Annotated in this window: 21 protein-coding genes; 11 read left to right on the forward strand and 10 right to left on the reverse strand. The window is 45.2% G+C overall.

From position 1 onward, the window contains the following. Positions 1 to 72: 72 nt before the first annotated feature. The 4 genes from ED312_RS00190 to yajC all read left to right on the forward strand — a co-directional run bounded on the left by ED312_RS00190 (position 73) and on the right by yajC (position 3,105). Entirely contained in the window at positions 73 to 1,176 is a 1,104-nt protein-coding gene (locus tag ED312_RS00190; RefSeq protein WP_123213973.1) for a Glu/Leu/Phe/Val family dehydrogenase, read from the forward strand. A gap of 135 nt (positions 1,177 to 1,311) precedes the next feature. Next, positions 1,312 to 2,256 carry a transcription antitermination factor NusB gene (nusB, locus tag ED312_RS00195; RefSeq protein ID WP_170164416.1) on the forward strand — a complete coding sequence of 315 codons (945 nt, stop codon included), beginning with the start codon at positions 1,312 to 1,314 and terminating at the stop codon, positions 2,254 to 2,256. Between the two features lie 65 nt (positions 2,257 to 2,321). Continuing rightward, positions 2,322 to 2,771 carry a DUF1573 domain-containing protein gene (locus ED312_RS00200; protein WP_123213975.1) on the forward strand — a complete coding sequence of 150 codons (450 nt, stop codon included), beginning with the start codon at positions 2,322 to 2,324 and terminating at the stop codon, positions 2,769 to 2,771. 19 nt (positions 2,772 to 2,790) lie between these two features. Further along, entirely contained in the window at positions 2,791 to 3,105 is a 315-nt protein-coding gene (yajC, locus tag ED312_RS00205) for a preprotein translocase subunit YajC (RefSeq protein WP_123213976.1), read from the forward strand. A gap of 62 nt (positions 3,106 to 3,167) precedes the next feature. Here yajC and ED312_RS00210 read toward each other — a convergent pair whose 3' ends face one another. After that, positions 3,168 to 3,755 carry a YdeI/OmpD-associated family protein gene (locus tag ED312_RS00210; RefSeq protein ID WP_123213977.1) on the reverse strand — a complete coding sequence of 196 codons (588 nt, stop codon included), beginning with the start codon at positions 3,753 to 3,755 and terminating at the stop codon, positions 3,168 to 3,170. A gap of 240 nt (positions 3,756 to 3,995) precedes the next feature. Continuing rightward, positions 3,996 to 5,228, reverse strand: a complete 1,233-nt coding sequence (pepT, locus tag ED312_RS00215; RefSeq protein ID WP_123213978.1) for a peptidase T — start codon at positions 5,226 to 5,228, stop codon at positions 3,996 to 3,998. 139 nt (positions 5,229 to 5,367) lie between these two features. On the opposite strand from pepT, the gene ED312_RS00220 reads away from it, so the two are divergent. Then, positions 5,368 to 5,997: an NUDIX hydrolase gene (locus ED312_RS00220; protein WP_240642963.1), complete on the forward strand. Its 630-nt coding sequence runs from the start codon at positions 5,368 to 5,370 to the stop codon at positions 5,995 to 5,997. A 141-nt stretch (positions 5,998 to 6,138) separates the two neighbouring features. Here ED312_RS00220 and ED312_RS00225 read toward each other — a convergent pair whose 3' ends face one another. The 5 genes from ED312_RS00225 to ED312_RS00245 all read right to left on the reverse strand — a co-directional run bounded on the left by ED312_RS00225 (position 6,139) and on the right by ED312_RS00245 (position 13,063). Continuing rightward, a complete protein-coding gene (locus ED312_RS00225) occupies positions 6,139 to 8,541 on the reverse strand; it encodes a TonB-dependent receptor domain-containing protein (protein WP_123213979.1) in 2,403 nt (800 codons plus the stop codon). Between the two features lie 405 nt (positions 8,542 to 8,946). Further along, positions 8,947 to 9,519, reverse strand: a complete 573-nt coding sequence (locus tag ED312_RS00230; RefSeq protein ID WP_123213980.1) for a uracil-DNA glycosylase family protein — start codon at positions 9,517 to 9,519, stop codon at positions 8,947 to 8,949. Positions 9,520 to 9,528: 9 nt separating this feature from the next. Next, the gene (locus ED312_RS00235; RefSeq protein WP_240642965.1) at positions 9,529 to 11,820 is read right to left on the reverse strand and encodes a CocE/NonD family hydrolase; all 2,292 of its coding nucleotides are present in this window, start codon (positions 11,818 to 11,820) and stop codon (positions 9,529 to 9,531) included. A gap of 263 nt (positions 11,821 to 12,083) precedes the next feature. Beyond that, the gene (locus tag ED312_RS00240; RefSeq protein ID WP_123213981.1) at positions 12,084 to 12,554 is read right to left on the reverse strand and encodes a GNAT family N-acetyltransferase; all 471 of its coding nucleotides are present in this window, start codon (positions 12,552 to 12,554) and stop codon (positions 12,084 to 12,086) included. After that, positions 12,551 to 13,063, reverse strand: a complete 513-nt coding sequence (locus ED312_RS00245) for a YdeI/OmpD-associated family protein (RefSeq protein WP_123213982.1) — start codon at positions 13,061 to 13,063, stop codon at positions 12,551 to 12,553. The genes ED312_RS00240 and ED312_RS00245 overlap by 4 nt, the downstream gene beginning before the upstream one ends. 225 nt (positions 13,064 to 13,288) lie before the next feature. On the opposite strand from ED312_RS00245, the gene ED312_RS00250 reads away from it, so the two are divergent. The 3 genes from ED312_RS00250 to obgE all read left to right on the forward strand — a co-directional run bounded on the left by ED312_RS00250 (position 13,289) and on the right by obgE (position 16,303). Further along, positions 13,289 to 13,714, forward strand: a complete 426-nt coding sequence (locus ED312_RS00250; RefSeq protein WP_148044190.1) for an OsmC family protein — start codon at positions 13,289 to 13,291, stop codon at positions 13,712 to 13,714. A 298-nt stretch (positions 13,715 to 14,012) separates the two neighbouring features. Then, positions 14,013 to 15,143, forward strand: a complete 1,131-nt coding sequence (locus ED312_RS00255; protein ID WP_123213984.1) for an adenylate kinase — start codon at positions 14,013 to 14,015, stop codon at positions 15,141 to 15,143. Positions 15,144 to 15,289: 146 nt separating this feature from the next. After that, complete coding sequence (obgE, locus tag ED312_RS00260) at positions 15,290 to 16,303, forward strand: GTPase ObgE (protein ID WP_123213985.1); 1,014 nt, start codon at positions 15,290 to 15,292, stop codon at positions 16,301 to 16,303. A 13-nt stretch (positions 16,304 to 16,316) separates the two neighbouring features. Here the strand turns inward: obgE and ED312_RS00265 are convergent, their stop codons facing one another. Continuing rightward, complete coding sequence (locus tag ED312_RS00265; protein ID WP_123213986.1) at positions 16,317 to 16,697, reverse strand: winged helix-turn-helix transcriptional regulator; 381 nt, start codon at positions 16,695 to 16,697, stop codon at positions 16,317 to 16,319. An 84-nt stretch (positions 16,698 to 16,781) separates the two neighbouring features. Here ED312_RS00265 and ED312_RS00270 point away from each other — a divergent pair, with 84 nt between their 5' ends. The 3 genes from ED312_RS00270 to ED312_RS00280 all read left to right on the forward strand — a co-directional run bounded on the left by ED312_RS00270 (position 16,782) and on the right by ED312_RS00280 (position 20,008). Continuing rightward, on the forward strand, positions 16,782 to 17,804 hold the full coding sequence (locus ED312_RS00270; protein WP_123213987.1) for an L-dopachrome tautomerase-related protein: 1,023 nt from the start codon (positions 16,782 to 16,784) through the stop codon (positions 17,802 to 17,804). Between the two features lie 154 nt (positions 17,805 to 17,958). Next, positions 17,959 to 19,353, forward strand: coding sequence for a Gfo/Idh/MocA family oxidoreductase (locus tag ED312_RS00275; protein WP_123213988.1), 1,395 nt, complete (start codon positions 17,959 to 17,961; stop codon positions 19,351 to 19,353). Positions 19,354 to 19,489: 136 nt separating this feature from the next. Next, on the forward strand, positions 19,490 to 20,008 hold the full coding sequence (locus ED312_RS00280) for a DUF4136 domain-containing protein (protein WP_123213989.1): 519 nt from the start codon (positions 19,490 to 19,492) through the stop codon (positions 20,006 to 20,008). A gap of 320 nt (positions 20,009 to 20,328) precedes the next feature. Here the strand turns inward: ED312_RS00280 and ED312_RS00285 are convergent, their stop codons facing one another. Together ED312_RS00285 and ED312_RS00290 are read right to left on the reverse strand one after the other, a co-directional pair. Beyond that, positions 20,329 to 20,784: an Hsp20/alpha crystallin family protein gene (locus ED312_RS00285; protein ID WP_317125650.1), complete on the reverse strand. Its 456-nt coding sequence runs from the start codon at positions 20,782 to 20,784 to the stop codon at positions 20,329 to 20,331. A 230-nt stretch (positions 20,785 to 21,014) separates the two neighbouring features. Then, on the reverse strand, positions 21,015 to 21,416 hold the full coding sequence (locus ED312_RS00290) for a TerB family tellurite resistance protein (RefSeq protein WP_123213991.1): 402 nt from the start codon (positions 21,414 to 21,416) through the stop codon (positions 21,015 to 21,017). Positions 21,417 to 21,740 lie beyond the last annotated feature (324 nt).

Below are 21,740 nucleotides of genomic sequence, written 5' to 3' on the forward strand. Positions count from 1 at the left end.
ATTTATTCGTATTTTTGTCTATTGATTTTATCAAATGTTTAAAATAAAGATAACTCTAATATCCAAAGCATAATGATGACAGATCTCTTACATCCCGACGAACTTAAAAAAGTTGACCCGGTTTTTGGTCAACTTTCGTTTGATGATCACGAACAGATCGTATTCTGTAATGACAAAGATACAGGATTAAAAGCAATTATCGGTATCCACAATACGGTATTAGGACCGGCGCTTGGCGGAACGCGGATGTGGAACTATAATACGGAATGGGAAGCCCTGAATGATGTGCTCCGTCTTTCCCGTGGAATGACGTTCAAATCTGCCGTAACCGGATTGAATCTGGGCGGGGGAAAAGCGGTTATCATAGGAGATGCAAAAACACAGAAAACTCCGGAACTGATGCGGAGGTTCGGTGAGTTCGTCAATTCTCTGGGCGGTAAATATATAACGGCAGAGGATGTTGGCATGGAAACTTCGGATATGGACCTTGTAAGAGATGTAACTCCCTATGTGACCGGGGTATCCGAGTCCAGGGGAGGTGCGGGCAACCCTTCGCCGATTACGGCATTTGGTGTGTATATGGGCATGAAAGCTGCGGCGGCATTTAAGTTCGGTACGGATAAGCTGGAGGGCAAACAGGTCCTGGTACAGGGTATCGGGCATGTGGGCGCATCCCTCGTAGAGTACCTGACCAAAGAAGGAGCCAAAGTATTAATAAGCGACATCAACGAAGACCGTCTGCAGGAAGTAAGCAAAAAATACGGTGCGGTGGTGTATACGGGAGACGACCTGTATACCGCCAATGTGGATATTTACGCACCGTGTGCCCTCGGCGCAACCATAAATGATGATACGGTATATAAAATTAACGCTAAAGTTATAGCCGGGGCGGCCAATAACCAGCTTGCCGATGAGAACAGGCACGGGGCCATACTCCGTGAGAGAGGCATCGCCTATGCTCCCGATTTCCTTATTAATGCAGGTGGTATTATCAACGTTTATGCCGAACTGGAAGGGTACGGAAAAGATGAGATCCGGCGAAAAACCGAGAATATTTACCATACGACGGGAGAAATTTTTGCACATTCCGAGAAAAACGGTTGTACCACACACCAGTCCGCATTACGTGTGGCACAGGCCAGAATAGATGCCAGAAAACAGGAAAAAAATGCATAAATTCCGTTGCGGAAACCAAAATTCCCATTTGGTAACATAAAAACTTGGAATTTGCAACCGGAAACACTTATTTTTGCAGGGCGAAAGAATATTTCTTTCGCCTTAATTTTTTTAAAGGCAACAAGTTCTTTTCATATGTTAACAAGACGACATATTCGGGTTAAGGTAATGCAATCCATTTACGCGCTGACCCAAGCCGAAAAAACCGACCTGGACAAGGAAGAAAAATTTCTGTCTGCGAGCATGGAGAATATGTATAACCTCTATCTTGTGCTTTTGAGCCTTTTGGTGGAAATGCAGAAAATGGGTGCTTACAGGTTAACAGCTTCGGGGAAAAAATATCTGGCGACGGAAGAAGAAAAAAATCCTAACCGCAAATTTGTGGACAACAAGGTGCTGGCACTTCTGGGGAACAACATACTTCTTGCGGACGAGCTGAAAAACCGGAAACTCAATAACTGGTACCTGGACGAGGAGTATGTGAAAGTACTGTTTAAGGAAATGGAAGAGAGCGATTTCTATGCGGAATATATGTCTACCCGTACTTCCTCCTTTAAAGAAGATAAAGAATTTCTGCAGGACCTTTACAAGGAAGTAATAGCCCCTAACGATAAACTTTATGATTACATAGAAGATTTTAACCTTACATGGGTAGATGACCTTCCGTTGGTAAATACCTTTATCCTGAAACTGATACGAAAGGTAAAGCCTGCGGATAACGAGCGTTATTTTCTTCCCCGGCTTTTCAAGGATGAAGAGGACCGTATGTTTTCCAGGGAACTTTTCCGCAAAACCGTACTCAATGAGGAAGTACTTCAGAAGGAAATATCTGGTAAAACCCCCAACTGGGATACCGACCGGATCGCGGAAGTGGACGAGGTCTTACTGAAAATGGCCATCTGTGAGTTCCTGAAATTTCCTTCCATACCCATTAAAGTAACCATCAATGAGTACCTCGAGATCGCCAAGGAATACTCTACCCCCAAGAGCAGTATCTTCATAAACGGAATACTCGATAAAATGGTTAAGGATTTCGAGTCCAGGAATAAATTGAACAAAGTGGGAAGGGGGTTAATGTAATTATCCTTATTTTTATGCCCGTAAACAAAAAAATAATTAGTTAATCCGAAAAATAACAGAGTGACATGAAAAAAGTTTTGTTGACCATAGCACTTGTGGTGGCAGTCTTTACCTCCTGTAAAAAAGATGCTGCCAGTAAAGTAAAGGCAGAAAACGTAGCTCAGGCAGCTGCAAGGGATAAAGCTGCAGGTAAGCTCCCTGTTCTGGAATTCGATAAAAAAGAGCACGATTTCGGTACTATTCAGCGCGGAACTGCCGTAGAGACCGTATTTAAGCTGACCAATACCGGGGAAGCCCCCCTGGTAATTACCAATGCAACAAGCAGCTGCGGATGCACTATCCCGGAATATCCCAAAGACAAGCCCATTGCCCCCGGGGAAACTGCGGAATTGCTGGTTAAATATAACGGTTCCGGGATCAACCAGGTGACCAAAACGGTAACCATAACCACCAATACCGAAAAAGGAAGCGAGCAGGTAAGGATCAAGGCTTTTGTAGAAGAGCCTGCAAAATAAGAAAAATTTAAATCAATATATGGAATCAATCAGTAGTCTGGCCCCCTTTTTATTAATGTTTGTGGTGATCTATTTTTTTATGATCCGTCCGCAAATGAAACGTCAGAAACAAGAAAAGAAATTTGCTGCGGAACTTAAAAAGGGAGACAAAGTGGTGACCAAAAGCGGAATGCACGGAAAAGTTGTTGAACTGAATGACAGTGATAACTCCTGCGTTATAGAAACGCTGGCAGGAAAGATAAAATTCGAAAGATCGGCCATTTCCATGGAAATGAGCCAGAAACTTAATGTCCCGGCAGCAGACAAAAATGCAGCAAAAGACAATAAGAAATAAGTGTTTACAGCCTTATAACGTTAAAAGCCGCTTTTTCGAAGGTGGCTTTTTCTTTTTGGTACTTATCTGTATTGGTCGTGCAGCCCTTTGCCTTCCAGGATGAGCGGAATTATTTTTTCCAGACGGGCGTATCTGGTGGTTTCTCTTTTGGCTTCCTCTATATATCCGGCATATTCCCGTTGTTTATAAGGGGCTAGGGCCTCGAATTTTTCGTGAAAAGACCGATCCTCCTGTAGTTTTCGGAGGAGTTCCTGCGGTATGACCAGTTCCTTTTTTTCCGGTTTTATTTCCTTTCCCTGTTTTTGATTGGCAATGGCCTCTTCTACGTATCGCCTTACTTTGTCCTTTTCTATTTCCGTTTCGGAGGTAAAACGCCATTGGCGCAGGGCTTTGGTTTTGCCTTCCTGGGCATTGACCAATACACTGTGCTCGTCCCGCAACAGGGCACCGTTATGGAACCAGAGGGCGATGTGCTCTTTGAAAGCGGCAAAACCCACTACATTCTTCCCGTTGACCGTGTACGTGGGGAGGCCCCATTTGACGGTTTCCTGCAATTCGGTCTTCCGGAGAACATCCCGGAGTGTTTCCAGTGCCTTACGCCATTTGTCGTGTTTTTGCAGATAGGCTTCTACGGATATGGTCTTTTCCATTTTACATATTTTTGACCTGTATGGTTTTATTTTATGTTATGGCTACGAAGGCACTCAAGCACAAAACAGGGAAGCACCAGGGCCTTTAGTTGTAGTTTCTTTTAATCCCCTTAATTGGGGGATCTGTCAATTTCAAATGACTGGGGATCTGTGCTTCCCAAACGGCATTTAACCGGTCTGCGGCTTTACCATTCCCCTGAGATGAAAGGAGGACGGAGGCACCGATTGCCTGTTATTATTTTATTTCCCGTATTTCTCCGAGGTGAGCTGGGCAATCTTTACGATAACCTCCACGGCTTTCTGCATGCTTTGTACGGGGATGTATTCGTATTTGCCGTGAAAATTGTGCCCGCCGGCAAATATGTTGGGACAGGGGAGCCCCATGTACGAGAGCTGCGAACCGTCCGTACCTCCGCGTATGGGTTTTATAAAGGGCTCTATTCCCACATCTTTCATCGCCTGCTCCGCTATGTCCACAATATGGAAAACGGGTTCTATCTTTTCGCGCATATTGTAGTACTGGTCCTTAATTTCCAGTGTTATGGCGTTACCGTGCTTAAAGTTCAGCTCATTGGCTATTTTTTGCAGAAGTTCTTTCCGGGCTTCGAATTTGTCAAAATCATGGTCCCGTACGATACCTTCCAGGACGGTGTTTTCCACATCGCCCTTTATACTGTAAAAGTGGAAGAAGCCTTCCGTGCCTTCCGTGCGTTGCGGCACCTCATTGGGCGGTAGCATATTGGCAAACCTGTTGGCCAGGAGCAGGGAATTCACCATTTTTCCCTTGGCGTAACCGGGGTGTACACTTTTCCCTTTTATCTTTATGGTAACTCCGGCAGCATTAAAGTTTTCGTATTCCAGTTCGCCAATCTGGCTGCCATCCATCGTATAAGCCCATTCCGCCCCGAATTTTTCCACATTGAACTTACCTGCGCCCCGGCCGATTTCCTCGTCCGGCGTAAAAGCGATACGTATTTTCCCGTGTTTTATTTCCGGATGACTGATGAGATATTCCATTGCCGTGATAATCTCCGTAATACCGGCCTTATCATCTGCTCCGAGCAGGGAGGTGCCATCCGTTACGATAAGGGTCTGCCCCTTGTATTGTAACAGGTCCTCAAAATAACGCGGGGAGAGTATGATATTTTCCTTTTCGTTCAGAACAATATCCTTTCCGTTATATTTCTCTATGACCCTTGGCCTTATATTGGTACCGTTAAAATCGGGGGAAGTGTCCATGTGTGAGATAAAACCGATGACAGGTACGTCATGGTCCGTATTGGAAGGGAGCGTAGCCATGACATAGCCGTTCTCGTCTACGGAAACATCCTGCATGCCTATGTCTTTGAGCTCTTCCACCAGCTTGTTTGCCAGTATCCATTGCTTGGCCGTACTCGGCGTGGTATCCGATTTGGGATCAGATTGGGTGTCTATGGTAACATAGCTTATAAAGCGGTCTATAATATTTTGCATGCGGAAATTTTTTACGAAAGTACTACGAATAGAGATAATTTTAAAATTTTGTTTCGCACCTTGCGGTACATTCGTTTAACGACCAATTTCCTTGGATGTTTTGTAGGAAATGGAGTATTTTTAATAATTGATAAAAACCATGAAAAATATGCATCGCGACATTCTTAACCTTTTAAAAAGAATACAGGCAATTACAGATACGGGACTTTTATACGCGAAAGATGAGTACGACATAGAACGATATGAGGAGCTCCGTGAAATTAATACGGAATTATGGCGGCAATACACCGGCCACACCGCCGAAAATATCGGCCTCATGTTCCCCGCAGTAAAAGATTACCCGACAGTAAAGGTAGATGTACGGGGGCTGGCACTGTCCCCGGAAAAGGAAATACTGCTGGTACGGGAGAGCGCCGACGGCAAATGGTCGTTACCCGGTGGTTGGGCGGATGTTGGCTTTACGGCTTCGGAAACCATCGTCAAAGAATTTAAGGAAGAGACCGGGCTGAACGTAAAACCCGAAAGGCTACTGGCTGTCATGGACAAAAAAATGCACCCACATCCCCCGCAGCCTTTTTATGTCTACAAAATGGTATTTCACTGTAAAATACTGTCCGGGAAAATGACCAGGAGTTTTGATGTCCTGGATGTAGACTATTTCAAGATAGACCAACTACCGCAATTGTCGGAAGACAGGATACTGAAAAGCCAGATAGAGATGCTGTACACCAAGGCGACTTCGGGAGATCATATACCTTATTTTGATTGAGTTGAGCGGAGTTGTGGAGTTATCTGGTCGCGGCCGGAACCTGGTGATTCAGGTGAGGTGGGGATTTGATTATTAACTTAATACCAAAAAAGGCGCAACATGCTGTGATGCTGCGCCCCTGACGGTTAAAAACCCTATTAACTACATAATCCCTCCGTCTTCTTTGGTATTGTCGTCCCTGTTTTTTCGTTGTACCTGCCTGTTCTTTCCGCTCCCGAAACGATAGGAGAGCCCCAGGTAAACCGAATTGCTTTCCCAGGTGAACTTCCCGTTTTGTACAAAAGGCCTTTCGCTGTCAAAAGCAAACCGCATGGTGTTGAATATGTCATTGACGTTGAGGCTTACGGTCCCTTTACCGTCCGCAAAAGCATAACGTGCGCCCGTATTTACGAAATACATGGGCTTGGCATCGAATTGCAGCGATTTGTTCCTGCCCCGGTAGAACCCGAACAGGGAAAGGGTGAGCTTTTTGGTTACCGTAAAGTTATTGTTCATCCTGAAGTTGTAAGCCGTGTTGTCCACTTCTACGTATTCCGTGCCCACATAGCCCTTTTGTGTCTGGGAGAAGAGATCGAAGCTGGTGTTGAAGTTCCACCATTTTACGGGCTTGTAATTCCCGGAGATTTCCAGTCCATAGGACGAGTTGTCGTCAAAATTATCATAAGTGAGGATAAGCCTGCTTTCGTCTAACGGGTCTACATAAAGGGCATGATTGATCTCATCTTCTATCCTGCGGTAGAATACCCCGGCAGTGATGCTTCCCTCCTTTAACCGCCTGGTGTAGTTGGCTTCTACGGAATTGGTAAACTGCGGTTCGAGGCTTTCGTTACCGAATTCTGATATCAACGGGGTACTCCATTTTCGTATGGGGTTTACCTGGCCTATACCCGGACGGTCCACCCTGCGGCTGAAACTCACCTGGTATTGGTTCTTTTCGCTGGGAGAATACGTCACGTAAGCCGAAGGGTATAGTTGTGTGTATTTATCCGTAAATGCCCTTACCGTATTGGTATCTGCTTTTACCTCCACATTTTCAACACGTGCCCCTACCTGGTATGACCATTTGTCGAAATTCTGCCCGAATGTAGCATAAGCAGAGTAGATGTCCATGCCATAATCAAAAGCAGTACTGGGAGTAGGGATCAGATCACCTTCTGCATTAAAGGACATTCCGGTGGAATTGAAATCCAGGTTGGTCTCAAATATCCTGGCCTCCGCACCAAGCTCCAGTTTGGTTTTTTCCGACAACGGGTTTACGTAGTCCAGGTTTATTGTGGTCTGTTCTCTTTTCGTGTCCGTATTGTCTACATAATCCGGGAATTGTGAAGGCCCCCGGAAACGGTTGTCAATACTTCCGTCATCCGAAAACCGGTTGTGATCCACTTCCAGTTCTATATTATGCCCTTCCCTGGCAAAATCCAGTTTATAATCAAAATTGTATTGCTGGCTATGGTTGGAGTTATGATCGTTCATGGATTGGAAGAGGTTTCTCGCTTCGTCGTCATGATAGAAAATATTTGTTCCTCCAGCCCCTTTGCCATCAAAAGTGTTCTGGTTCGTAAAGACAGAAATGGTGTTTTTGTCGTTGAGGTAAAAATCCATTCCTACCTTGTAGAGATGTGATTTGTTGTTGTTTCGGAAAGAAAATTTTTGCTCCAGGTTTTCTTCGCTGCGGAACAGTCTTCCCTTATTGTTGTACTTTCCTATGTTGTTGCCGTAGCTGCCATATACATTGAACTTTCCGTTTCTGTAATTCAGGTCTACGGAAGAGTTGAACTTGGCGTCTTCTGCTTCGGTAAGCCCGAGGTTGACGTTCCCGTTAAAACCGATATTGGCATTTTTGTGCAACACGATATTTATAATACCGCTCATACCTTCCGGGTTGTATTTTGCCGACGGATTGGTAATAAGTTCGATCTTTTTGATCGAAGTGGACGGGATCTGCTTTAAAAGCTGGGCTACGGGAACATTGGACAGTTTGCCGTCTACCATGACCCTTACGTTCTGGTTGCCCCGGAGCGACAGGTTGCCATCCTGGTCCACATTCACCGAAGGGAGGTTGTTCATGATCTCCGAAGCCGTTGCCCCGGTAGTTGTCAGGTCTTTCCCTACGTTAATGACCTTCCGGTCTATTTTCTGTTCGATGGTAGAACGTTCGGCTACCACATCTACTCCTTCCAGTTCGGCTACGTTTTCTTCGAGCGATATGGTCCCCAGGTTTACTTTATGGCTGTCCGAAGGAATATTTACCTGTTTGTGATACGTCTTATAGCCGATATATTGTACCTCGAAGATCAGCTGTCCGTCCGGAAGGCCTTTCAGTTCAAAGGTACCGTCGTCCCGGGTTATGCCTCCGGTGAGTATTTCGTTGTCTTTGGCAGACCGCGCTACCACCGATGCATAAGGAATAGGTTCCTGCAGGCCCTCGTCTATGACCTTCCCCGTAATAATCCCGGATCTGGAAAAAGATACGGGTGCTGTGGATGCTTGTGCGGTGAGTGCATAGGAAATCAGTAATGCACACCATGTAAATACATGTTTCATTAGTAGTTCTTAGTTTTTTGATTGATGATATGATGTCCCGCCGTTTTTTGTTCCGGCGTTTGTTAAATGGACGACAAACTGTCTGAAGTGTTACAGGGATAAATTTGTTTTAACAGTTTTTAACAGTGAAGTGTTAATGAGTTGATGAGCGTTTCGTACAGGTATAGTCCGAATAACTCAGTGGCCTATTGGTCTGGTTATTAGGTCAATGAGTGTTTCGTTAACCTGGTAACTTAATAACCTGACCAACAAGTTAGTGCGCTTACCGGTATTTCATAAGATATAAGATATGTATGCAATCTACTTTAGTATCCGGTGGGGTGGTTGTTATGTATGCCATTAACATTTTGGCAGCCTGACAAGGGGACAAATACGTGATGCCCCGGCATTTCTTGTTGCTCGCAGTTAAAGGCCACAGCGTTTTAGCTCTTCCCTCAACCGGGGGATAACCTGTTTGTCGAACCAGGGGTTTTTGGCCCTCCATATATTATTTCTAGGGGAGGGATGGGGCAGGACAAAGTATTTGGGAAGATATTCCTCGAAGTTTTTTACTGTTTCGGTGAGGGTATTTTTTCTTTGTTCCTGCAGGTAGTACTGCTGGGCATAGGTGCCGATAAGCAGGGTGAGCTTTACTTCCTTCATCTGTTCCCACAGGGTATGGTGCCATAAGGGGGCACATTCTTTCCGCGGTGGAAGGTCGCCGGACTTGCCTTTACCGGGATAGCAGAACCCCATGGGAATGAGGGCTATTTGCTCCGGATTGTAAAAAGTGTCGCGGCTTACCTGCATCCATTGGCGGAGGTTGTCGCCGCTTTTGTCGTCCCACGGAATACCGCTTTGGTGAACCACGGCCCCCGGGGCCTGACCGATAACCACTATTTTACTGTCCGGATGGGCGGAGAGTACGGGGTTTGGTCCGAACTCCAGGTGTTGTGCGCACGCTTTGCAGTTTTTTATGTCTTCGAGTAATTCGTCCACTTTAAGAGTTTATGGATTTTGAGTTCCTATTCGGATATAGCTGTCATTGTACCACCTTATATCTAAAGGTTCCCCGGCATCTTTAATGGTTTCTTCGCTCACATCCTTACCTGTGCCATAGTTTATCTGCCAGTCCGGATTTTTGTTGATGCCAAGCACCACTAATAACCTGCTGCCTTTACCCAGTTTCCTGGAGGTAAAGAATGTATTTGTTATAGGGACAGATTCCTTTTTCCCGGGAGTGAGGAGTTGTCTTTTGGTATTGTCCCTGGTAAAACTGGCCCTGGCTATGTAATTGGAGAGGGAGAAGTATTTGCCGGAAGGGAGTACTTCATAAAGGAATATGGCCATATCCATATCTTTTTTATTGATGGCAGCATGGATTTCACCGGTAAAGGAACCATTCACGATAAGGTCTTTATCCAGGGGTTCTGAAATATAGGTAATGCCATTCCCTGTGTAAATATCGTCCGAAAGGATACCCCCGGAATAACTGTTGTAAGCATCGAGATCTTTGCGGTCTCCCAGGTCAACTTCATGTCTTACGTATTCTGCCTGGCCCTCTTTTCGGGGAATAAGTTTATAGTGTTCCCCCTGCCGTATATTACTCAGGTACAGGGTGAGGGAGTCTGTATTCATGGCTTGTAATGAGGGGGCATGCCTCCACTTGTCCGTACCCATCACCTGGTAGTTTATCCTGTCTTTTAAGATGGCCGGAAGCGGTCCGCCCTTTAGGACATGATCGAACCATTCATAAACCACTTCGTATATACTGATATTGGCCGATTTATCTATGGTATAATCGCCTATGGTCTTGTTGGCATAGGATTGTCCTCCGCCGTGAGAATAAGGGCCGATCAACAGGTAATGTTCAGCTTCGGGATTATATTTGTAATGTTCTTTAAAATAGTACATGGCCCCGAGTTGATCGACATCGAAATATCCTGTGGTGGTAAGGACGGGAATATTGATATTGGCAAAGTCTTCCCGGTAAGGGACCATATTCTGCCAGAATTCATCATACGCCGGATGATCGATCCAGCGCTGGAATATTTTGTTCGGCTCACCGTTAAGGCTGTCCAGGGTTTGAAATGCAGAACCTTCTTTATACCATTTTTCAAATAATCCGGACCAATGTTCACCATCAAAGAACGACTTCTCATCGGTAAATTTATTGTTGATGACATAGTGTATCCAGCGTAACATATAACTCATAAAGACATGGTTTTGCATAGGGTAATCCACGCCTATGCCCACAGCTACCTGCGGAACAATGGTTTTTAATGCGGGATGTGGTTTTTTTACGGCAGACCATTGGCTGAAACCGAGGTAGCTCCCGCCCATCATACCTATCTTGCCATTGCACCAGGGTTGTTTACTTATCCAGTCAATAACATCATAGGCATCCCGGCCGTCGTGCTCAAAAGGTTCTATTTCGTTTTGACTCTTTCGTTTCCCGCGGGTGTTTACGGTGACTCCCACGTAGCCATTTACAGCGGCCCTTTTTGCTGTTTCAAAGTCGTAATCCCCGGCATATATATTATACACCAAAATTACGGGCAGGGGATCGGTATTTGTTTTTCTTCTGATGATGGTTGCGGTAAGCGTGGCTTTTTCGCTGGTTTTTATCAGAACGTCTTCTTCTATGGTAAAGATGGCTTCGTCCTTCTTTTGAAGGAGCTTCCGGGCCAAAGGACCAATTTCGGAAAACATGGCGTATTTGTTGTAGGCCTTGCACAGCCCTTTTGCCTGTGCCGTACTAATGCTGTCTTTATCTTTGAGTTCCTCGAGCTGTTTTTGCAGTTTTTCTTTCAGGTCAGGAATATCTTCGTCTATGTTTCTCGATATGGAAGGCATGAGGTGCCCGGGGAAGTTGTCGTAGTACCTGTTAAAAGTTGTGGTAAAAGCTTCGGTAAAGGCTGTGTTTTCGGTATTTTGTAATTGCTTGGCAGCGATGTATACTTCATGCACGAAAAGGTTAGGTTCGTACATCCGGTTTATGGCGTATGCATCCAGATAATGGTCGATACTTTGTTGTACATCTCCAAAATGTCCGGCAGCCATCTGCATTTGATAAAGGTTGCCATAATAGAGGAGGGTGGTGTCTTTTTTGGTATTCCGAAGCACTTTTTCCGCAAGGGAAGGAATAAATTCCCGAAGTGCGGAGCTGTCGCTTACCACTTTTTTTTCAAAATAAAATTGCTGTGCAAAAGTGCATGTCATTGCCAGCATGGCAACGGATAACGCAGTGTAGGTTTTCAGGGTCATATTTATAAGGATGTTAATAATGGGTTGGGTCATTCCTGTTTACAACCTCGCTTAAAAGTATTAAATTTTTATTTTATCGGTCTCGGTTATAGGGCTAAATCCTCTGCAGTTTTTTGCAAAACTTTAGTAATGCGAAAAAAATATAGGCTGATTATTCGATTAATGAGTTGTTGAGACAGTGAGTTTGTGCGTGCTCTGGTTTGATTAGTGGTCTGATAAACAATGATTAAAGAGGGAGTTTGTTTTATCCGAATCTCTGTACCTTTCAGTGCAGTAAGATTTGGTAGTGATCGGATTTAACCTTCGTTGACCGGAAATTCATAAACATCCAGAAAGCGCCCGGAAACTTTGCCGGGTTCCCGGTGAATTACCGAACCTCCCATTTTGTCGTAAAAACCTTTGGCATTGGGATCGGAGGAAAGGGACACGGACCTGCCGTTCTGTTGTTTTATATGTTTGAGTATCTGTTCGAAGATGCGGGTGCCGTACCCCTTCCGGATATACCCGGGTAGCAACCAGAAATGGTCAACTTCCCAATGGTGATCGCCCTTGTGTACCAATCCGTAAAATCCTATAAACCCATCCGCGTTTTCTACTTTGACCACTTCGTTCCGGGTAATATATTCCGGGGTAATGGTAAGGTCTTCCCTCCAGAGCTCCATAAGGCGGTCGGCATATCCCCAATTTTTTTTTGAACTCATGGCGGTCTGTGTAAGGAGGTCGTGGTCTTCCGGTGTGGCTTTGATGTATTTCAGTGTGCGGTTCATGGTGTGCTGTGCTGAAAGTTGTCAATCATTTTAAGAATGCGCTCCGCTCTGGCATCTTCCTGCCGGACTTCGTAAACCCATTGCAGCCATTGCCGTTGTTTATCCGTCTTCAGCCTGAGAAACCTTTTGTAGACTTCGGGGGGCTCCGTTTTAAAACAGGCAATGATTTCTTCGGGGATCTCAAATGGGGTGCCTGTGGAAAATGTGACGTTCGTCTTTTCGGCAGGGGGCGTTACCGGAAAAAGTTTCAGGTGCACATAATCTCCCTCGCCTTTTCCTATGGTTTTGCGTATGGCTGCGTTTACAGGGAAAAACAGGGTGCCGTCTCCCTTTGGCATCAGTGTTTTTACCGGTAACCGGTATCCGTCGATCTCTGCATGTACCTGAAGCATGCCGAAATATTTGTCTTTTTCCTGTTTTATTTCGGGCAGGGCTATGTAGGTCCATCCGCCTTTTCCGGGAAATTTTTCCAGCAGGTATTTCTTGCTGGTCAGGGGGTTGGGTGTCATGGTAGCCTGTGTTTTTTTGATGTATAAAAATAGGGATTTCCCCGCAATTCCGGGCTGTTTTCGTCAAAGAGGTGCGGCAGGCCATGTTAAGGGCAGGGGCCGGGAGTTTTTGAAGCGGAGACCTGCCCCGGGACTGTGGAAAAATAACATCCGGGGAGACAGGGAATATCTTTGGTCCTTGAAAAAAAATCGTATCTTGTCTTAAAAGATAAAAACAGGAAAAAAATGGCAAAAACTAACGGGGCAACAGCGTGTAACGGCCTGGATGACTACTATACCAAAGCCACAATTGGCAGGCATTCTTTTTATATAGATGAACCGGAAAAAGCAGGAGGCAAGGATAAAAGCCCTTCCCCGACGGATTATGTACTGGGCGCACTGGCTTCATGTACGGCGATTACCATGCGTATGTATGCCCAGCGGAAAGGATGGGAAGTGGGGGTAATAAAGGTACATGCGGTCTTTGCCCCGGTAATGACCGCCGATGGTATAAAACAAAGGATAAAAAAAGAAGTGACCTTTGAAAAAGAACTACCGCAGGATCAGGCAGACCGGCTACTGGAAATCGGGGAAAAATGCCCGGTAAGTAAAATGTTGAAGACAGAAGTGGAGATGCTGATGAAGCAGACCGGCTATGCGGATCAGGGGTAACGGGAATACAGGATATGCGGAAAAGGGACGGGAGCGGTGTTCAGGAGATTTTTATATGAAATGAGTTGTGACAATTTGAATTGATACCAACCGAAATGTTTCATGGCGAATTACATCAGCGAACACCATTAAAAAATAAATAATAAGTGAGTTAAATAAAAATGAACAGATGAAAAGATGTTATAAAAATCAGTTTGTTAAAATACCGGGACCGTAAAGTGTTAATCTAAAATCGTAAATCGTATATTTGTCCCTTTGTAATTGAAATAAGCTGGTTTTTTGAAAGATATTTTTTTGCATGGGAATCATTAAGCTTCACGACAAATACTTTAAACCATTTATATCTTCTGCGGAAATTGACAGTGCCGTAAGGCGGCTGGCACAAAGCGTGAATGCGGATATGCCCGGTGAGGTTCCCGTATTTATAGCCATACTGAACGGTGCTTTTATGTTTGCGGCGGATTTTATGAAGGCATACCCGGAGGATTGTGAGATATCTTTTGTGAAACTGGCATCCTATAGCGGAATGGCCTCTACGGGAGCCGTAAAGCAACTGGTAGGTCTTGATGAAAGCCTGGAGGGGCGGACGGTTGTGGTGCTCGAAGATATCGTGGACACGGGGAATACCCTGGTGGAAATTCACCGGATATTTTCGGGGATGAAGGTGAAAAGCCTGAAAATAGCCACCTTGTTCTACAAACCGGAAGCGTATAAACAACAATTGAATATCGATTATATAGGGTTGGAACTTCCCGATAAGTTCATCGTAGGCTATGGCCTCGATTATGACGGACTGGGAAGAAACCTGCCCGAAGTATATCAACTAAAAGAAAAGGACATGATAAATTTAGTTCTCTTTGGAAAACCCGGAGCCGGGAAAGGAACGCAAGCGACTTTTTTAAAGGAAAAATACAACCTGGTACATATTTCCACCGGAGATGTTTTTCGTTATAATATAAAGAACGAGACCGACCTGGGAAAACTGGCCAAAACCTATATAGATAAAGGAGAGCTGGTACCTGATGAGGTGACCATAAACATGTTGCAGGCCGAGGTGGAGAAAAATGAAGATGCCCGCGGGTTTATCTTTGACGGTTTTCCCAGAACTACTGCCCAGGCAGAGGCGCTGGACCGGTTGTTGCAGGACAAAAACATGGAGGTAAGCGCCACAATTGCCCTGGAAGCCGATGATGAAGTGCTTATAGAGCGTCTCCTGGAACGCGGAAAGGTAAGTGGAAGAAGTGACGACCAGGATGAGGATAAGATAAGGAACCGCTTTGAGGAATACAATGAAAAAACGGCCCCATTGATCGATTTTTACGAGCAGCAGGGCAAACTATACAGTGTAAACGGTATCGGCTCCGTAGCGGAAATTACGGCGCGCCTTTCGGAGGTTATTGAGAGCCTGGAGATCGTAAGCAGTAAATAATTCATTTACAGCAGGTATCAGGACAATATTGTCTGAAAAATATATTGTGGAGGCGCACCGTCGTGCGTCTCTGTGTTTCCGGATGGGTACACTTCCTGCCGTAATACAGGAGCAAAACACTATACATAAACCATAGCCATAAGAAGATGACGGAGGGGAATTTTGTAGATTATGTAAAAATATATGTGACTTCCGGGAACGGGGGTAAGGGGTCTTCCCATCTTCACCGGGAGAAATATGTTCCGAAAGGAGGGCCGGACGGCGGAGACGGTGGCCGCGGCGGACATATTATTATCCGTGGCGATAAGAACCTCTGGACGCTTTTTCACTTCAAATTCAAGAAACACTTCCGTGCAGGCCACGGGGAACATGGCAGTAAAAACCGCAGTACCGGCGCCGACGGGGAAGATGTGTATATGGATGTGCCCCTGGGGACTGTAGTTAAAGATACGGATAGCGGGGAAGTACTGTTTGAAATTACCGAACACGGCGAGGAAAAGATCGTAGTGAAAGGAGGTAAAGGCGGGCTGGGTAACTGGCATTTTAAAACAGCTACCAACCAGACACCCCGTTATGCGCAATCCGGGCTGGAAGGGGAAGAGAAGAATATTACACTGGAGATGAAAGTCCTTGCCGATGTAGGGTTGGTGGGCTTTCCGAATGCGGGGAAATCTACTTTGCTCTCTGTGGTTACCGCTGCCAAGCCCAAGATAGCCGATTATGAATTTACCACGCTGAAACCCAACCTGGGGATCGTACAGCACCGGGATTTTCAGACCTTCGTTATGGCGGATATCCCGGGGATCATAGAAGGTGCGGCAGAAGGCAAAGGGCTCGGGCATTATTTCCTGAGACATATCGAACGGAACTCTACGCTGTTGTTCCTGATACCTGCGGATAGTAAGGATATTAAAAAAGAATACGATATACTTCTGGACGAACTTCGCCGTTACAACCCGGAAATGCTGGACAAAGACCGTTTTATTGCGATTTCCAAGTCCGATATGCTCGATGAGGAACTCAAGGCGGAAATGCGTGAAGAATTTGGAAAAGCCTTTGACGGGGTACCGTATATGTTCATATCTTCCGTAGCGCAACAGGGTATACAGGAATTGAAAGACAGGCTGTGGGAAATGCTGAACAGGGATGAAGAAGGATAGAAGCGGTTATGGGTTATAGCCTGCCGTTCTTCACTACCCGGGCATTTTTTTCCGCAAATCGATCTCCCCAGTCCGCAATAGCTTCCAGTACGGGGATGAATGTCTTACCAAAATCCGTGAGCGAATATTCTACCTTCAACGGAGGTTTTGAGGTGTGAACTCTACGGTTTACAATACCATCCTCTTCCATCTGTTTCAGTTGGATGCTAAGTGTCCTTTCCGTTATGACCGGGAGTTTTTTCCGGAGTTCGCTGTATCGCATGGTCCCCTGTTTCAGGTGGGACAGGATCACCGTTTTCCATTTTCCTCCTATAAATGCCATGGTAATGCTCGTGGCACAAGGATACAGCTTGTCGCCTACCTCGTATAATTCTGTTTCGCAAATCAGTCCCATAGGTGCATCTATCCTTTTGGATAGTTATTGTAAAGCTAAATATAGTTAAATAGCTTTGCAACTATAATTTTTATAGTGTAAAAAATGAAAAGAATATTTGCTGTCCTGGTTTTTATTTGTCCCGTAATCCTGAATGCACAAAACGATGTGATTGAAGTAGCTTCCTTTAAAGGTATTCAGGTAACCGGTGTTACCGTGACCGAAGAAGGAAGGATCTTTGCCAACTTCCCCAGGTGGAGGAAAGGCATCCCCTTTTCTGTTGTGGAGGTTTTTCCTGACGGAAGTTATAAGCCCTATCCCGATAAAACCGTAAACTCCTGGGAAGTGGGTGATCCTGCAGGTGGAAAATTTATCGGGATACAATCGGTAGTGGCTTCCGGGGACGAATTGTATGTTCTGGAAACCGCCAACCCCCTGTTTTCCGGGATCATTACCTCGCCGAAGATCTATGTGTATGATCTGGGGAGTGATACTTTAAAAGAGACTTATGTGCTGCCCGATAGTGTCGTAAAAGAAGATTCTTATGTGAATGATCTGAGAGTGGACAAGAAAAAAGGGAAAATATACCTGACCGATTCCAGGAGGCCGGGGCTGATCATTGCAGATAAAAGCAGCCGTACTTATACGAGGGTGCTGGACGGACACCCGTTTACCACGGCGGAAACTGACCATCTTACTATTGATGGTAAACCCTGGAAGGCCAAAGTGCATTCGGACGGGATTGCATTGGATACCGGAAATGATATGCTCTATTTTCACGCGTTGACAAGCTATACACTCTACGGTATAAAGACCGCTGATCTGCTGGATCCGGAGAAGCTGGGGACTGCAAAGCCCTTCAGGAAGAGAACAGCCGCACCCGACGGAATGATAATGGATAAAAAGGGAAATCTCTATTTTGCCGACCTGGAGAACCATAAAATACAATACCTGACCCCAGACAGGAAAACCATTAAAACGCTGGTGGAAGGAGATGCCGTCCGATGGGCGGATACCTTCGCGATCTACAATGGTTACCTGTATTATACCAATTCCAGGATACATGAAGCAGACGGGGATATCGACGATATGGAATTCACTATTAATAAAGTGGAACTGCCCGAATAAACCGGCGGAAAGTTCGTCCGGCCCTGTGGTTTTTGTTTTGTTAAGTTCATTGTTGTTTTTGTGGTATATGTTTAATATGAGGCAGATATTTCTGTGTTTTTATTACATTTATGGTAATTGACCATAGAAACATTTAAAAAAAGGGACTTAAATTATGGAAACTACAAGGCGAAAGTTTTTGCAGTCGGTGAGTTTACTGGCTGCCGGAATAGCCATGCCTGTATCGGCATTCAGCTTCGGGAGTTCAAAGAAATTACGGGTTGCTCTGGTTGGAACCGGGGTCCGGGGGATCAGTTTTTGGGGGAAAAGACTGGCAGAACAATATTCGGATATCCTGGAATTTGCAGGGCTTTGCGATATTAATCCCGGGAGACTGGAATACGGGCGCCGGCATATCGGTGTAACCTGCCCTACGTTTACCGATTTTGAAAAAATGATCGGGGAAACCAAACCCGACCTCGTGATCGTAACCACAAAAGACTCCACCCATCACGAGTTTATTATCAAAGGGATGGACATGGGATGTGATGTGCTCACCGAAAAACCGCTCACTACGGACGAAGATAAATGCCAGGCTATTATCGATGCCGAGCGAAGGTCCGGAAAGAAGCTTATCGTAGGGTTTAATTACCGGTGGAGCCCGTACAATACCAGGATCAAGGAATTGCTGGCTGAAAATTCCATCGGAAAAATAACTTCAGTGGATTTTCACTGGTACCTGAATACCTATCACGGGGCTTCCTATTTCAGGAGATGGCACGGGTTAAAGAAAGAAGGAGGGACGTTATGGGTACACAAGGCTACGCACCATTTCGATCTGTTGAACTGGTGGATAGATTCCGAGCCATCCGAGGTATTCGCTTACGGGGACCTGGAGCACTACGGGGCAAACGGACCTTTCAGGGGAGATAAATGCAGGACCTGCGGACACAAATCGGAATGCGATTATTACTGGGACATTACCGAAAATGATCATATGATGAGGCTTTATGTGGACCATGAAAAACATGACGGGTATATCCGTGACAACTGCCTGTTCCGTAATGAAATAGATATTTATGATAAGATGTCGGCCCAGGTGAAATATAAGAATAATACCATCCTGAACTATTCACTCACCACGTATTCGCCCTTTGAAGGCTGGCGGGTTGCTTTTAACGGAACGGAAGGCAGGCTGGAAGCCTGGCTGGACATTCCTTACCAGAAAGGAGAAACCGTAGACCAGAGTGAAATGCATGCCAGGGAGATGGACCAGTCGGGGGAAGAGGACAAGGACCAGGAACCTATTATAGTGCATAGGTTATGGAAAGATTTTGATACTGTAAGAGTTGCCATGGAAAGAGGAGGGCACGGCGGCGGAGATATGCGGTTACAGGATAAAATGTTTAAAAACCCGGATATGCCCGACCCGTATGGCAGGGCCGCGGGTCTGAGGGACGGGGTGATGTCGGTGCTGATCGGCATTGCGGCCAGAAAAAGCATAGAAACAGGCCAGCCTGTGAAAATAAGGGAACTGACGGACCTGGAGCCCAGGACCAAAAGAGTATAGAAGGGAGTATTACGAAGGGATTGCCGGTTTCCTGAAGGGAGAAAAGTGCTATTTATGGCTTTCCCGGCGAAATCTTTTTGTCCTGTTTTTGAACGAAGTCGGAGGATTTCCTTAATTTTGAGAAAAGCAATGTATTATGCGACTTCTCAAAATTTTTCTCCTGGCCCTGCTTTTCGGGGCATGCGCTACTGCAAAGATAGATTACGACAGGAATGCGGATTTTTCTGCGTATAAGACATTTGATTTCTACCCGGACATGAATTCGGGGCTTAACCAGTTGGATGAAAAACGGATTATGGCCCGGACGGAAGCCTTTCTGAAAGGGAAGGGAATGGTGAGGTCAAATACTCCGGATATGTATGTCAATATTTTTACCAGGCAATATGAAACGCCTTATAACAGTTCGGTAGGTATAGGAATAGGCAGTGGCGGAAGGGGCGGGGGCTTCGGTATATCCGGGGGCATCCCCATACGTTCCAATTCCATGACCCAGGAAATTACTTTTGACTTTATCGATGCCCAGAGAGACGAACTTTTCTGGCAGGGTGTGCTTGAGGCTAAAATGGGGAATAATACCAGTCCCGAAATGAGAGAACAGGCCTACCGGAAAGTGGTGGAAAAGGTGCTGGGAAAATATCCCCCCGGGAAAAAATAATATTAAAGCCGACCGTTGCGGACGAAATAAAAGGCTGTTTTTTTAGCCGGCAAGTTGCAGGTTGCGGTTCTTAAGGTATTTGGGAAAAACACGGGAGAGGTAAGAGTAAGGGGTGCCGGAACGCACCCGTAGTGATATAAAAACGGGATAACGGGGCTCAGTCACTCAGGACGACCAGCCGGAAATTCCGCAACTTTATTGCCCGGCCCGGAAAATGAATAGTGATTTACGATAGTATACGGAAATAAAAAAAATCCCTGCGGTAACACAGGGATTTTTTCATTAAAACCAATTAACTAACTAAACTAACTCAATTCACATTATGAAATTTCAATAACCTTTTTGGGTTTCGGAAGGGCTTCCTCGCGCTTCGGAAGGGTAAGTTTCAAAATACCGTTCTCGTAAGCAGCGTTGATATCCTCTTCGTTTATGCTGTCCGGAAGGTTAAATGACCTGCGGAAGGCATAGTGACGAAATTCCCTTCGGGTGTACTTGTCATTGTCCTCTTTCTTTTCTTCCTTGTGTTCGGAAGAAATGGTCAGGACCTTGTCGTCCACTTCAATGTTAAAATCTTCTTTGGTCTTTCCGGGAACAACCAGTTCCAGGATAAAATCTTTTTCGGTTTCCTGAATGTTCACGGCGGGAACATGTGTGTTGTAATTTTGAATTCCGCCTAACCAGTCGGGTTTCAAAAATTCATCGAAGATAGAAGGAAACCAGACGTCGTTATTTCTCTTTACAAGGCTCATAATGCTATTATTTTTAAGGTTTGACATTTTTTGTTTTCATCTTACCTATTGCAAATTGAGTTCCATTCCGGAAAACAAGACATTATGGCATTTTATTGCTTGTAATTGATGACAAAATGGCATTATTTGGTGCTCCCGGCTGTTTTAAGCTTATGGAGATTACAGGAGAGTGAATTTTATAGCGTTGTCTAAATACCCATCAACGGAAAGCCTGTTTTATCCCTTGCGAATGTCCGGGACTTCAAATTCCGGGAGGTTTAGTTATAGTATGTCTTGAAGATTCGTACCAGGACGTCGGGCGGGATGACCTTATCGGGGTAGTGGTGCATGATTTCCAGCACTTTGTTTGTGGCCAGCGGGTTTAACCCCATGTGGATGCCGAGGTCTTTTATTTTTTCGATTTCCCGGGGAGAAGAGGACCTGTCGATATTCATAAGCAATACCAGGCGGTGGAATTGCAGGATACGTTCGGACTCCGGTTTTAGCGGTACGTTTTCCACTTTTGTAGTAAACAGTTTGTCGAGGGTCTTTTTCTCTACGCCCAGTTGTTCGGCTACGGTGAGGAGAAAGCGGTATTCGATGTCTTTGATATTGCCGTCCGATTTGGCCAGGGCGATCATATCAGCCAGCAGGCTCAGCTTTTCTTTTTCGGTGTTCATGGAAGGTCGGAATTGCGAAAGGTTCGGTTAGTACTATTGTTTTTGGTTAGGTAATAAAATTGGTCAATGTGCCTATGTGATAATATATTCATGACTGTAAAACAGTTAATGGTCTGACCGGCGCATTAGAACTTGTTTAAACTGAATTCATCCCGATGATTATCGGGAGGCTAAAAAAACGTCCTTTTTGCCCCCTATTCGTCTTTTTTTTGCTCCGTAGCTAAGGCTATGCAACTCAAAAAAGCCTTCATAGGGAACAAAAATCATCATTTTTCGCTACAATCAATCCAGTTTAAACAAGTTCTTAATTTGTATATATAAAAC

The sequence above is a fragment of the Sinomicrobium pectinilyticum genome, assembly GCF_003725735.1.
In the GTDB taxonomy this organism is placed as follows: Bacteria; Bacteroidota; Bacteroidia; order Flavobacteriales; family Flavobacteriaceae; genus Sinomicrobium; species Sinomicrobium pectinilyticum.